Annotated in this window: 14 protein-coding genes; 8 read left to right on the top strand and 6 right to left on the bottom strand. The window is 49.8% G+C overall.

The features are described 5' to 3' along the window. A partial coding sequence (locus tag L0156_05925) for a hypothetical protein (protein MCI0602533.1) occupies nt 1-372 on the top strand: 372 nt, incomplete at its 5' end. A 97-nt stretch (nt 373-469) separates the two neighbouring features. Here the strand turns inward: L0156_05925 and L0156_05920 are convergent. From L0156_05920 to L0156_05910, 3 genes are all read right to left on the bottom strand, one after another. Further along, nucleotides 470-835, bottom strand: a complete 366-nt coding sequence (locus L0156_05920) for a VOC family protein (protein ID MCI0602532.1) — start codon at nt 833-835, stop codon at nt 470-472. A gap of 83 nt (nt 836-918) precedes the next feature. Further along, a complete protein-coding gene (locus tag L0156_05915) occupies nt 919-1,926 on the bottom strand; it encodes a serine/threonine protein kinase (GenBank protein MCI0602531.1) in 1,008 nt (335 codons plus the stop codon). Continuing rightward, complete coding sequence (locus tag L0156_05910; protein ID MCI0602530.1) at nt 1,923-2,669, bottom strand: sigma-70 family RNA polymerase sigma factor; 747 nt, start codon at nt 2,667-2,669, stop codon at nt 1,923-1,925. Before L0156_05910 ends, L0156_05915 begins: the two co-directional genes overlap by 4 nt. A gap of 94 nt (nt 2,670-2,763) precedes the next feature. On the opposite strand from L0156_05910, the gene L0156_05905 reads away from it, so the two are divergent. Beyond that, nucleotides 2,764-3,126: a hypothetical protein gene (locus tag L0156_05905; protein MCI0602529.1), complete on the top strand. Its 363-nt coding sequence runs from the start codon at nt 2,764-2,766 to the stop codon at nt 3,124-3,126. Between the two features lie 7 nt (nt 3,127-3,133). Here the strand turns inward: L0156_05905 and L0156_05900 are convergent, their stop codons facing one another. Genes L0156_05900 through L0156_05890 form a run of 3 tightly spaced genes read right to left on the bottom strand, consistent with a single transcriptional unit; the run spans nt 3,134 to nt 5,298 of the window. Further along, nucleotides 3,134-3,373, bottom strand: a complete 240-nt coding sequence (locus L0156_05900) for a hypothetical protein (GenBank protein MCI0602528.1) — start codon at nt 3,371-3,373, stop codon at nt 3,134-3,136. Then, complete coding sequence (locus L0156_05895; protein ID MCI0602527.1) at nt 3,364-4,299, bottom strand: hypothetical protein; 936 nt, start codon at nt 4,297-4,299, stop codon at nt 3,364-3,366. Before L0156_05895 ends, L0156_05900 begins: the two co-directional genes overlap by 10 nt. Beyond that, the gene (locus tag L0156_05890; GenBank protein MCI0602526.1) at nt 4,300-5,298 is read right to left on the bottom strand and encodes a hypothetical protein; all 999 of its coding nucleotides are present in this window, start codon (nt 5,296-5,298) and stop codon (nt 4,300-4,302) included. Between the two features lie 89 nt (nt 5,299-5,387). Between L0156_05890 and L0156_05885 the strand changes: the two genes are divergently transcribed. The 6 genes from L0156_05885 to L0156_05860 all read left to right on the top strand — a co-directional run bounded on the left by L0156_05885 (nt 5,388) and on the right by L0156_05860 (nt 13,818). Then, the gene (locus L0156_05885) at nt 5,388-5,606 is read left to right on the top strand and encodes a dodecin family protein (GenBank protein MCI0602525.1); all 219 of its coding nucleotides are present in this window, start codon (nt 5,388-5,390) and stop codon (nt 5,604-5,606) included. A gap of 461 nt (nt 5,607-6,067) precedes the next feature. After that, on the top strand, nt 6,068-6,673 hold the full coding sequence (locus L0156_05880; protein ID MCI0602524.1) for a hypothetical protein: 606 nt from the start codon (nt 6,068-6,070) through the stop codon (nt 6,671-6,673). Nucleotides 6,674-6,721: 48 nt separating this feature from the next. Next, nucleotides 6,722-7,600 (top strand): hypothetical protein, encoded by an 879-nt coding sequence (locus tag L0156_05875; GenBank protein ID MCI0602523.1) that lies wholly within the window; start codon nt 6,722-6,724, stop codon nt 7,598-7,600. Nucleotides 7,601-7,609: 9 nt separating this feature from the next. Then, nucleotides 7,610-10,615, top strand: coding sequence for a CHAT domain-containing protein (locus tag L0156_05870; GenBank protein MCI0602522.1), 3,006 nt, complete (start codon nt 7,610-7,612; stop codon nt 10,613-10,615). Nucleotides 10,616-10,793: 178 nt separating this feature from the next. Continuing rightward, the gene (locus tag L0156_05865) at nt 10,794-11,126 is read left to right on the top strand and encodes a PadR family transcriptional regulator (GenBank protein ID MCI0602521.1); all 333 of its coding nucleotides are present in this window, start codon (nt 10,794-10,796) and stop codon (nt 11,124-11,126) included. Then, entirely contained in the window at nt 11,119-13,818 is a 2,700-nt protein-coding gene (locus L0156_05860) for an ABC transporter permease (protein MCI0602520.1), read from the top strand. Before L0156_05865 ends, L0156_05860 begins: the two co-directional genes overlap by 8 nt. Nucleotides 13,819-13,856: the final 38 nt, after the last annotated feature.

Below are 13,856 nucleotides of genomic sequence, written 5' to 3'. Positions count from 1 at the left end.
GCGCAGGTTTCCATTCTGGATGATGATCACCCCATAGTTTCAATAACTGCTTCGGATCCAAACGCATCGGAACAGGGACCTGATAACGGGCAATTCACGATTGCCAGAACCGGCGAAACTACCGCGAGCCTCACTGTCCAGCTCAGATATGGAGCAATTGAGGGAGATGCTACGGCCGGATCCGATTTTCAGACTCCACGACCCGCAATCACGATTCCTGCTGGTCAACCTTCAGTTGCATTCAACATAATTCCAATTGATGACTCACTTCAAGAAGCAACAGAAAACGTGCGCGCTACTGTAGTTGCATCCAGCGATTACGACATTGCAAGTCCAGGCTCAGCAACAATTGGGATCTCGGACAACGATTAAAATGTGGTGGCGGACGACCCGTCCGCAAAACCACGACTTGAGCATTATTCGTCGTTTGCGGGAGGCGCCCGCACCAGATCAGAAGCGAATTCTTACTCTATTTAGCGGAAGGATCAGGCTGGAAGATCCCGAGCATATTTCTTTCAGGATCGTGAAAGTACGCCACATGGCCAACGCCCGGGATGGGGGATTTGGGAACGATGATCTTGCCGCCGCTCTTTTCAATTTTCTTGAGGGATTCATCGATCGAATCCACTTGAATCACGCTGGTTGGAGTAGAATCCGGACTTTCCCGGCGCGCAAGACCACCATCGATTCCAGGCGCGTCTTTACCCGTTTCTATCATCCAGTATTGCATCGGTCCTTCCCATTTGTGAAACGTCCAGCCGAAAACACCGGAGTAAAATTGAATTGCGCGTTCGGGATTGTCCGCAGGAATTTCGAAATGTGTAACTCGTGACATAGCAAATGCTCCTTCATTGTTTTTGTTGAGGACCATAGCCCTCTCATTTGCTCTATTAAACAAAACGAAGGTTTTCTTTAAGGCTAGCGGCCGGCAATCAGAATCAGCACGACGCGCATGAGGAGGTAGGCAAGAACCAGAAGGATGAAAAAATAGTTGCGGGAAGCCCAGCGAACCGATTTTTCATAGAAGTTTTCCTTGTACACGCTGACCGGAAGATCGTCAAGAAATCGGGCAACATCCTGACTCAAATCCATCGCATTCGCATAACGGGAACTTTGATCCGGCGCCATCGCATGGATGCAAACTGCGTTAATGGCCGCCGCGATTTTTGGATTTCGTTTTCTTGGAGGTTCGAACCGGGCAGAGGAAATCCCTTCTTCCGGAGGAGCAACTCCTGTTAACAAAAAGTAAAGAATGGCGCCGAGCGAATAGACGTCCGTGCGCTCATCTAATTTACCGATTTCTCCCGCAGCTTGCTCTGGCGCCATATAGGAAGGAGTGCCGAGAACCGTGCCGTGACCTGTTGTCCCTGGACGATTCTCGCCGGTATTTGTTTTTTCTTTAGTTTCCGGATCGCGCAAGAGTTTGGCCAGTCCCCAATCCATTACGAGCACTTCGCCGAAAGCGCCTACCATGATGTTTTCCGGTTTGAGATCCCGGTGGATCACTCCTTCTGCATGTGCAAAAGCGACGGCTTCACAAATTCGTTGAAAAACGCGAAGCCTTTCAGGTAGGGTCTTATGGATAAACGAATCGAGTCTTTCACCGCGCACATACTTCATCACATAAAAAACACGATCATCGGGAAGGAGACCCACATCATGAATCGGCACAATTCCGGGGTGTTCCAAACGCGCCACAATTGCTGCTTCGCGCAGCATCCGGCTTGCCAATTCGGCGGAGAAATCGGGGAAATCCAGAACTTTCATTGCCACTTCGCGATTTAGTTCTGAGTCATGCGCAAGATACACGGTGGCCATGCCGCCGCGCCCCAGTTCCCGCAGAATCCGATATTTCGTGCCGCTTAAATCAGGAGCTGTGGAAACTTTTCGCAGATGATCGAGAGTCTCATCGGGTAACCAGGTCATTCGGAGGTTCCTCCAAAGAGACGCCGCGCGTCGCTCCTGTATTCTTTCTGACTTCCACTGATCTCTTCAAGTTTTCGCAGCACCATTTTGCGAAATTCGCGGCGCGCGAAAGATAGATAGTTGGTCACTGTTGTTATCGGTATTCCGAATGTTTCGGACAACTCTCCGTAAGAGATTTTTGTTACGGGATCTCTTTCCAAATCGTACTTTTCGAATATCTGAAACTGAATCATTTTGTTTTGTTCTTCACAACTGCGGCGAAACGCATCCAGCGCTGTGGAGAATAAAGCACGGATCCATTCCCTTTCAAAGATCTCATCGGGAGAATGCCGGCTCTGTTTCAGCTCAATCTCGGCCTGATGGAAATCGTACGGTACAAAAAGTGCGCCGCCTCCTCTTTTCAGTGTTTTCGCCGCCTTATTTTCATTCGCTAAATAACCATCCAGGCAAGTGCGGAGAAATGTTCTGAAACGCGAACGCCTCGGATCGTAGCTATGGAAAAAATTTTTCTCAATTGCGGAGGTGAAGAATCCCTGAGTCAGATCCTCGGCGTCTTCGCTGGATTTACGCCATTTGATCCGGAGATATTTATAAACCGGCTTCCAGTACATCCGCACCACCGATTCCCACGCCTGATGCTTTTCAGAAGCATCACTCTTGCGCAAGGATGCGATTGCTGAATACCGCGTTGTCGGAAAACGACCACGCGAGCCACCTGTATTGGTTTCCGGTTTTTTCCCCATACGTTATTCTTTTTATAGAATGAATTGGTTGTCAAGAAACGCCTTTAAAGGGATTCTGCGCGTTCTTTAATAGTATGTTGAAAGGAGGAATGTGATGAATAAAGTTTTGTTGGGACTCATTCTAGGTGGAGCGCTGGGTGTGCTGGATGGATTGACGGCCTGGTTTACGCCGGCTGTTCGGGACCAAATGGTCGGAATCGTTGTCGGATCCACCGTCAAAGGAATCATTGCAGGTCTGCTCATTGGCTACTTTGCGCGGAAAGTAAATTCACTGGTACTTGGAATTCTTTTCGGACTCGCTATCGGAGCCGGACTCGCATTTCTTGTTGCAGCTATGCCGGATCCAAGTGGAAAGCACTACTATTTTGAAATCGTTCTCCCTGGAAGCATTGTTGGAATCCTGGTCGGATACGCTACACAGAAATTCGGCAGATCACCATCAGCCGTGAAAATGTAAGCAGGCTCTACGAGGACTCGACTTCTTGAACGTCCTCGATGAAATCACTTTGAGGTGATGCGAAGCGGATCCTCAAGATGCGCCGGTTCGAACCGGCATCGCGAAGCAGCGTCAGAATTTTCTCGAAACCCGGATTCTCTTTTGCGACTCTGTAGATTCGAGCGGATTCCAGGAACATCACTTCCACATAGTCCGTTCCTTCCGGTTCGCGAAGGCGTCCAACCCTCATCTCGCGATCTAATGGCACGTTATCCCATCGGCGTAGTCAATGAGTGTCTGGTTTGTATGAATATCCGCCGGGTCTGTCGTGTAAGCGGTACCTGCATCATTGTCGGGTAAATACGCTGAACCCGGCTGAATGGAATACATGGAAACTTTAGCATCGGGATGGCAGTTCGTGTTTTCCTGCGCTGACAGCCACGTACTTAAAAGAACAGGTTTGTCGAACATTCCAGGATCAATAACAAGTGCCACCACAGCTATGTTGCCAACCTTCACACGGATCAATGGCGCAACATGAAACCACCATCCGATGCAACAACCTCCCCACTTGTCTGCCTTGACCGATAAGTGATCGTCATTCTGATTGGCAAAGCTGAACACTTTATCGCAGCAGTAGCTGAATTCATTTGTAATGATCCGCCACATTTTGTGTGCACGCGCATAGCACCCATCGATAACATACTGAAACGGTATACAGGGCGTTATATCGTATGGCCCTGGCAAGTGACAGGATTGGTTTGCACAATAGTCAAATATCTCTTTTGCGGTTTTGTAGTCAGGAACAATGGTCTTGCAGAGTTTAAAGGTGGCCCATTTCAAATAACGATCCACGATATTAAATGTGGTTGGGTCGATGGAAGAAACATCAATGGGTACTACACGGTCCGGCTTGACGAACAAAACTCTTCCACTCTGAAAGGCATCGAGTTCTTGCTGCGACGGCGTCTGCGCGCTGTGAATCACGCCTCGTCCCGTATCGAGGAAGGCCTTTACAGGTATCTTCTTCCTGAATGCATCTTTCAAACGTTTGGAAAACTCTGCGGACTTTACTGTCTGTTTCAATGTAAAGATTCGTTCCCTTTGATTGAAAAGATACTCTGTTGGCTTCGGACCTTTGTGGCTTCGAATCGCGGCGACTGTGAGAATTCCGGTCTCTTTTAGGGACGGCATCTAGTGAGTGACTCCGCGGGAGATTTGATAAACAATAGCCACATTTAATTCGCGGTTACTGCCTCGCAACTGATCATAGCCGGTTTGCTCGAGAATAAGATCCGCGAGAACTACGCGCGGCAGGACTTTGATGGCATCTTTGAAATTCTTCTTGAGATCAGCAAAAGCTTTTGCATCCATTGCATGAAGGTCTTTTAACTTGCCCTGCACTTGCGTGCGTGTGATGATCTTTCCTTCGATCTGATCTTGCGGAATTCCTAAAACATAACTCGCCGTCTCACCAAATTCGATCATCACGAGCTCAATACGATTGCGCAAGATCTGATTTTCTTTTTCTCCGATCATTTGCTTCAGCTTTACCAGATGCTGCGACGATGCCTGACCAAAAGTCCCGGCTTTTTCATAGAAATCGTCCCAGGCAACCTTGTATCCTGTGTGAATTTCTGCCCATTGATAGTTCTCACCCGTCTTCGTTACAAATTCTGTTGTGCGGCTCCCGAGATCCGCGACTGCAAAGCCGGATTTACCCAGAGTTGCCGCTTCATAAGCATATGCGGATTCGCCTTCTCCAGTCAGGATTTGTACCTCAATGCCCTGTTGGCGCAGTTGATCTGAGATAGCCGCGCCGTTTTCCGCTTCGCGGAAAGCCGCAGTTGCAATGCCCTGAATTTTACGCGAATGAGTTTTTTGCTCACATTGATCTTGAAATCCCGCAAGCAGAGCTCGAATTTCTTGTACTTTTCCATCCGAAATCTGCTTTCGTCCCGTTTTACTTTCGGTTGCTTTTAGATCATCTCCCACACCCGCAGTTTTTCGTTCATCAACGTACTGCAAATATTCCCCTTTATTGATTTCAGCGATGATGAACTTGAAGGTGTTGCTTCCCATATCTACCGCGCACACGAGTCCGGTGTCGCGCAGCTTCTCCTGACTTTCCGCGCGGACTGAATGCGAAGCCAGGAGCGTGGAAAGTAAAATCAGCGGAATGACTCCGTGCATATAGCACCTCAAAAACAGATTGTAACATTTTGAAAACGCTGAAACCCGGCCCTATATTTCCGACTGAAGGAAAACTGAAGGAGGTTGTTATGGCTGTTGTTAAAGTCGTTGAGATTATTGCAGAATCGGAGAAGGGCTGGGAACAGGCAACGCAAGAAGCGATCGCGAATGTCGCTAAAACCGTCCGGAACATCAACTCGGCTTATGTCAAAGAGATGCAAGCGAAGGTTCAAAACGATCGCGTCGTCGCGTATCGTGTAAATCTACAAATCTCTTTTCTTGTAGAGGACACCGACATCAACAAGTAACTCAAGTTGTCTTCTTATTCGTCTCGCGATTCACCTTTGGCTTCTTTATAGGCCTGGGCTATACCGGGAGTTTCAAAAAAATCAATAACCACTTTTGGGTTCGGTTGCAACAAACGCGTAAATTCCATTCGCCACCTGAACGGTTTCGTAATCCTGTTGCGGCAAATTATCAGCGAGGCAAAGAAAAGGAAGGAACAAGAAGAAAACAGATCACGGATTTCATAAAGGATTTGCTCGTCTCCTGCGGTCAGATCGTAATGGTTGCCAGCAATAACGCAAAGCGATATGGGCAGATTGCAAGCGGGAGGTCCTCAGACGGTCTGATTTGATTGTGGACTAACCGCCAAGGCGCCAAGACGCCAAGAAAAGAACGTTAAATTCTATCTTGGTGCCTTGGCGTCTTGGCGGTTAAATCGGAGTAAAATTGAATTCAATCTAACTTCGCATAGTTTTGGTGTGAGATGGCGAATCGATCTGTCCCGGAGCCCACAGGAAAGGCCGAATGGGTGCTAACCCAAAGCACATTTCGCCAGTTTCTAAAGTGGATCGATGGCGGGGCCGATTCGGGCGGCCAGCGTTATCTGGAGATACGGAGGAGACTCGTGCTGTATTTCGACCGTAAGAACTGCGTTTCGCCCGATGAACTTGCGGATGAAACTCTGAATCGCGTGGCACGAAGACTCGAAGAAGAGGGGACGATTTCGAGCGATACACCTGCGCACTATTGCTACATCGTTGCTCGTTTTGTGTTCCTCGAATCCTTGCGCGGGCAACACCGCCAGGAATCTCTCCATGATCGAATACCCGCAGCGCAGGATTTCACCGAGGAGGAACAGCAAGCCCAGAGGCGATCGAATTGCCTGCAACAATGTATGCAAAAGCTCGAGGTTCCTGAACGGGTGCTGATCATAAGCTACTATCAGGGAGAACGGCGAACAAAGATTGAGAAGCGCAGAGCTCTGGCGGCTGAATTAGGAGTTACGATGAACGCGTTGAGTATTCGCGCTTGTCGCATACGGGACAAACTTGAAGCCTGTGTGCGCAAATGCCTGGGGAGTGCCGAATGAAAGATTTTGGCCGTTTTGTCTTGTAATTATGGGGGAAGCGACAGACTTATGAAGCATGTTGAAGAACGAATAATCGAAGACTACCTTCTTGGTACTTTGCCGGAAGCTGAAATGGAGCGCCTGGACCAGTTGAGTGTGACAGATGACGACTTCGCTCAACGGCTGCGCGATGTTGAAAACGATCTGATGGATGCCTACGTGAGAGGCGAGCTGTCCGGAAATACGCTTGTCAGCTTCAAATCGCATTATCTGGCGTCCTCCAAACGCAAAGAGAAAGTGAGTTTTGCTGAAGCATTTCGCGATGTAATGATCGCTTCTGAACAAGCAACAATCAAAAGCATTTCGCGCAAACCTGCTTTTGTATTTCAGTGGGCGCTTGCAGCTGTTGCTGCAATGATGATGTTAACCGGCGGCTACTTAATGTTCGATAACATGAGTTTGCGCAATCAGCGCCTGACGCTTGAGCAGCGCGAACGGGATTTGCTGCGAGAGCTTGCGCTGCAGCGTTCTTCGGACGCAGAAAAGGAAAAGGAACTCACGCGTGTGAGGCAAAGACTTGCTGAGCTCGAAAAAAAAATGCCATTCGTTGAGCAACGCGGCGTCCGTGTCATTGCCCTTAATCTTCGACCTCAAACGAGAAACATTGGACAGATCCCGGTTCTTTCTATGCCCGCTGATACGGATTCTGTAGACATAACTCTGGAACTTGAAATGAATGAATTCTCCGCTTACGCAGTGGCTTTGAAGAATCCTGCAACTGATGAAGTCCTGTGGAATGACAAGCTCAAAGCTGATAAGAGCATAAAGATCAGATTACCGGCGCATTTGTTGAAGTCACAAAATTATGTCTTGGAGCTTTCGGGCATTTCTTCCGGCGGAGTAAGCGAAATCATCAGTAGTTATCCTTTCAGAGTTATAGCCCAGTAGGTGGTCCTGATGTACTTGGTGGTGTTCGCAATTTTTGCTTTTTCCAGCATCGCTTTCGCCAGTGGAACCCTATTGCAACCGGCGAAGCCCATCGTGCGCGAATTATCGGGTGGACAGAAGCATATCTATCGAATCTCGCTAGCGAAAGACCAATACGCTGGCGTGATCATTGAGCAACGCGGCATAGACGTTGTCCTTGAATTTCTGGGAACGCACAGTAATGCCATCGCCAGTTTCGACAACGAATTCAGAAGTCACGGGGAAGAGAAAATTGAGATGGTTTCGGAAGCGGCTGGAAGTTATCGGCTGAGTGTGAATGCATCCTCATTGAGCGCTTCAGCAGGCCAATACCAGATTCGTATTACTGAGATTCGCGCTGCAAGCGAGAATGACCGCTTGCTTCATGAAGCGCGCAAACTGGAAGCGGAAAGCCGGCAAGCTCTTCTTGACGGATACTATCAGGATGCGCGTCAACTTGCCGAACGAGCCTTAGCCATCGCCGAAAATATTTTAGGACCCGAACACCCGTTTGTTGCAACGTTGCTAATGCAGCTTTCCAACTATTACGATGACAAACAGGATTTTGCCAAAGCCATATCGCTGGTAGAACGCGCCTTAGCAATAAGAAGAAAAACGTTGGGAGAAGAGCATCCCCATACCATCGATGTTATCCAATCGCTGGCGTATTTTTACTATTCGACAAACGAAATAGCTAAAGCGGAACCTTTGGCACAGCGGGCTATTGATATCAGCGAAAAGACACTTGGCTCGGAGCACGCTTTGGTGCGTAAATGTCTGGTAACTCTGGCAAAAGTTACAAATGAGTATAAGAAGGTAGAACAGCTACTGGAACGAGCGTTAATGATTGCAGAAAAAACCGAAGGCGCAGAACATTATCACACAGGCACTGTGTTGAACCAATTGGGCTATCATTACACAGTGACGCGGGACTATGAACGAGCGGAGAAGTTTTTCCTGCGTTCACAGGCAATCTATGAGAAGACGGTAGGGGCGGAGAATATTTCACGCGCAATAAATCTGCATAATCTCGGCTTGATCGCTCGCGAAAAAAAAGACTACTCCAAAGCGCAAGAGTTCTACGCAAAGGCAACCGCAATCGTTGAGAAAGCATTCGGGCCTGAGAATCCCCGTCTGGCCATCATTCTCAATAATGTCGCCAATATCTATCGCGCCGGCGGGGACTACGAGAAGTCTTTAGAGGCGCACCATCGAGTTTTGCAAATTTCGGAAACAACGAAAGGATCTTACCAACTTTTGACTATGACGTCTCTTGGCAACATTGCCAAAACGTATGCCGCACAGGGAAACATCGTGAAGGCAATTAAGTTCCAAGCGCGTGTTGATGCAGTGATCGAACGCAACATAGAAATGCAATTGGCCATCGGATCCGAACGGGAGAAAATATCCTTTCTAAACTCGATTGCCGAGAGGACCGATCGAACCATCTCACTCAACAGGGACCTCGCGCCGGATGATTTGGCCGCGAGCGAACTGGCAGCGCTGGTTTTGCTTCAGCGCAAGGGGCGCGCGCTTGATGCTATGTCCGAAACCTTCGCCTCGTTACGACAGCGCTCTTCGCCTGAAGAACAGGCCTTGCTCAAACAATTCAACGATGTCACAGCAGAACTGGGACGCCTCGTGCTCGACGGACCGCAGAAGATGTCTGTCGAAGAACACAAAAAAAGAATCACGGAGCTGGAAGAGCAAAAGGAAACGCTTGAAGCGGAGATCAGCCGCCGCAGCGCGGAGTTTCGCGCCGGTTCGCAGCCCGTTACCGTTGCCGCTATTCAATCAGCAATTCCTGCTGATGCGGCATTGATTGAATTCGCTGTGTATCGTCCGTTCGATCCTAAAGCTGAAAGCAATAAGGAAGCTTACAGGGAGCCGCGCTACATCGCATACGTTCTGCGCCAGAACGAAATTCGGTGGCAAGATCTTGGCGATGCGAGGATGATTGATCATTCGGTTGACAAGCTACGCGAGGTTTTGCGTGAGCCAGGTCGTAATGATGCACAACAACTATCACGCGATCTTGATGAAAAAATCATGAAGCCGATTCGCCCTCTTTTTGGAAACGCGAAGAGTTTGCTCGTTTCATCGGACGGCTCGCTGAACCTGGTTCCCTTTGAAGCGCTGGTTGATGAGCAGAATCGCTATCTTGTCGAACGCTTTTCGATTACATACTTAACGAGCGGGCGCGACCTGCTGCGGATGCAGGTGATGCGTGAAAGCAAAAGCAATCCTCTCTTACTGGCGAATCCGATGTTCGGTGAGCCGGAATCGATTGCGATGGCTGAAGTCAAAGCTCCGAAGTCCGGCGGACGAGCCGTCCGCAGAACAAGCGTAACAACAGGCTCCGATTTGTCCGAGGTCTATTTTGCGCCGCTGAGCGGCTCAGCTCAGGAAGCAAAAGCCATTAAATCACTTTTTGATGACGCTTCTGTTTTGACCGGAACGCAAGCTACAGAGTCTTCACTCAAGCGGACCTCCGCTCCGCGAATCATTCATATTGCAACACACGGATTTTTTTTGACGGACGCCGGCAATGAAAATGCAAAGATTGCAAATCCCTTGCTGCGATCGGGACTTGCCTTTGCGGGGGCGAACATTCGCAAGAGCACCGGTGACGATGGTATTTTGACTGCGCTCGAAGCATCAGGCATGAATCTATGGGGCACAAAACTCGTTACACTTTCGGCCTGTGACACCGGTCTTGGCGAGGTAAAAAACGGCGAAGGAGTGTACGGCTTGCGCAGATCTTTCGTGCTTGCCGGAGCGGAAACTCTCGTCATGAGTCTGTGGCCTGTCAGTGATTACGTAACACGCCAGTTGATGACCGATTACTACAGGGGCCTTAAGAAGGGCCTGGGACGTGGCGAAGCTCTGCGACAAACGAAGCTCAGCATGCTCAAGCAAAAGGAGCGCGCTCATCCCTCTTACTGGGCCAGCTTCATTCAATCCGGTGAGTGGGCCAGTCTCAGCGGCAGTCGCTAAAAAATAAATCCCCTCTTCTCCCTTATCTCTTCCTCTCACTTCTTACACTTCTGCACGAAATGTTTTTCCCGATTTCTCTTATAAGAGTGAAAGCAAAAAGGAGTTATAAAATGGGCACAACAGTTCTCGCGCTTCCGGTATATACTTTATTACAGTATATTGTGATATCGTATATAGCATGATTACAAAAGAAATGAAAAAGGGAAGCGCAGAATTGTTGATCCTTTCTTTGCTTTCTGCTCGGCCGCGTCATGGATACGAGATCGGCAAACTGATCGAGCTTCGTTCCAAAGGAAAGTTGCAGTTTCGCATCGCCTCGCTTTATCCGATGCTGTGCCGCTTGGAGGATAGGGGAATGATCGCCGGTCGCTGGGTGGAGAAGCCCGGTGAGCGCCGCCGCCGCTACTACAGGCTCACCGGAAAAGGGAGGCGTTTGCTTCAGGAGCAGCGGGCGACCTGGAAGGAATTCATTGCAGCGCTGACGCAGATCGTAGGTATGGAAAATGCCTGATTGGAAGTCATTTGTCCGGGACCATATACAGCTCAATGAACTCCTTCCCGCGCGGCAGCTCGAAATCATCGAAGACGTGGCGCAGCAACTGGAGGATGTCTATCAGGAAGCATTGCGCAATGGGCTCACCGAGTCTCAAGCCGAAGCAACCGCGGAACAGCACATTCCGGACTGGCAATGGTTTTCGAACGAAGTATCCCGGTCACAACCTCGCTCTCGTGCCTCACAAAACCTCATTGAACATTCGCATTCTGAAAAGGCCGGATTGCGCGCGATGCTGTACGAACTCATGCGCGATCTTATTTACGGCGCGCGCATGCTGCGCAAGAATCCTCGCTTCACCATCATTGTTGTGCTGACGATCGCGCTTGGAATCTCTGCGACGACCGCCATCTTCAGTGTGGTGAACGCGGTGATCCTGAAACCGCTCCCCTACGATCATCCAGAACAGATTCTCTGGGTCTGGGGAAAGTTTTCGCAAGGGGATCGGGCCGCGATTTCTCCACCCGATTTTCTTGATTATCGCGCGCGGGCAAAATCGTTTGAAAAGTTTGCGGCAATGCATGTCATGCATCAATTCGTTCCGGCGCCGATGACACTGAACACATCTGCCGGTCCGGTCAAAATCGATAGCGCTCTCGTAACTGCGGGATTCTTTGAAGTATTCGGGGCGCGTCCGCATGCGGGTCGAACTTTTGTTGCGGCCGATGAACAACAAGACACGAGCGCTGTGATCCTCAGTTACTCCGCGTGGCAAGAACACTTCGTGGGCGATCCGCAAATCATCGGTAAGTCCATCGTGATCAATCAATCCGGCTATACCGTGGTGGGCGTGATGCAGAAAGGTTTCGGCTATCCGTTGGATGTGGATCTATGGTCTCCTTTGGTATTCGCAAGTCCCGATATGCAACAGCGGAAGTTTCACTTCTTGCGTCCGATCGTCCGCGTCCGTGAAGGGATGTCGATCGAAACCGCGCAGGCGGAATTGCAGACAATTGCGTCGCAACTGGAGAAGCAATACCCGGAATCGAATCGAACCTGGAGAACAAGGCTGGAGACTCTTCAAGAACAAATGGTGGGCAACCTCCGAAGACCTTTGTTTGTGATCTTCGCCGCGGTCTCTTTCCTTCTTTTGATTGCTTGCGTGAACGTCGCTAATCTGCTGCTTGCCAGAGCCGCCTCGCGCCAGAAGGAAATAGCCATTCGTGTGGCGCTGGGAGCCGGACGCTTTCGCGTTATGATGCAGCTGCTTGCCGAAGGCTTGTTGATTTCTATTCCTTCCGGCTTGCTTGGACTTCTTCTTGCGCACTGGTCGCTGGAAGCATTTCGGACCGCCGGTCCCGATTTTCTTCCACGCCTTCAAGAGGTAAGTGTGGATAGAACCACGCTCTTGTTTACTCTTCTCTCCTCTGTTGTTACCGGGATTCTGTTCAGTATTGCGCCGGCCATTGATATCATGCCGCACTTAACTTCTGAGCGATTGAAGGAGGGAAAATATTCCGGTACGCGCACGGCGGGGGGGAGGCTCCGGCAGATGCTTGCTGTTTGTGAGATTGCGTTGTCGTTGATTTTGCTTGCCGGCGCGGGGCTATTGCTCAAAAGTTTCTGGAATCTGACTCATGTCGACCTGGGATTCCAACCGGAAAACTTATTGACAATGCGCACGTCGCTTGATGAAAAAAGATATCCGACTCCCGAGTCGGTTGTCCGATTTGTGGAAGCCGCGATGCAAAAGCTGGGAAGTCTACCTGGAGTTGATTCGGTTGCAGCCGGATCGGGAATTCCACTGATTCCGGCCGGAGGTGATCGCTTTTTCACGATCGAAGGAAGGCCGGCACCCGCGCAGGATGCGGATAAACCAAACGCTCAATTTCGAGCAGTTACCAAAGATTATTTCAAGACTCTTTCTGTTCCCGTAATGCGAGGTCGAAGTTTTGGCGATCAGGATCATGAAACTTCCGCAAAAGTGGTTATTGTGAACGAACCGTTTGTGAAAAAATTCTTTACGGGCGGCGATGCGATTGGCAAACGGATCGATATTGATGTGGGCACTCCGTTTTTAGCGGAGATTGTTGGAATCGTAAAAGGAACCCGTCAAAATCTCGTGAATCCGCCGGATCCAGAAATGTATGTCCTTCACAAACAGGCACCGATGGGTTATTTCCTGGTGGCGGTGCGATCGCCAGGCGCGTCCGTTTCCGCGCAGACTGTGCGTTCGGCTTTGCAGGAGCTGGACAAAGAAGTGGCTTTTCAGAGATTTCGCACCATGAATGAAGTAAAGGCGCAGGCCGCGATTCGAAACCGGCTTAACGCAACGCTTCTTGCGGGCGCGGCTGCAATTGCTCTCTTACTTGCAGCAGTGGGAATCTATGGCGTTCTCTCTTTTTCCGTTGAACAGCGCCATCAAGAGATTGGAGTCCGTCTTGCGCTGGGCGCCCAGAGACTGGACATCCTCGCACTGATTCTTCGATATGGAATCCGGCTTGCTGCAATCGGACTTGTGATGGGAATCACAGGCGCATTGTTGCTGACGCGATTGATGCAAACACTTCTGTTCGAAGTCTCTCCCAATGACCCGTTGATTCTTGCCGCGGTCTCATTTCTGCTGGCGCTTGTTGCAATCGTTGCGTGCCTCGTTCCCGCGCTACGCGCCACCCGCATCGACCCTCTTCTCACTTTGCGCTACGAATAAGCGTTGTCTGACTTCCTCTTTTCAGCACGGCATTTTTT

The sequence above is a fragment of the bacterium genome (assembly GCA_022616075.1).
Taxonomy (GTDB): Bacteria; Acidobacteriota; HRBIN11; order JAKEFK01; family JAKEFK01; genus JAKEFK01.
The sequence above is the reverse complement of the archived record's forward strand: the minus strand, read 5'-3'. Positions and strand labels throughout refer to the sequence as shown.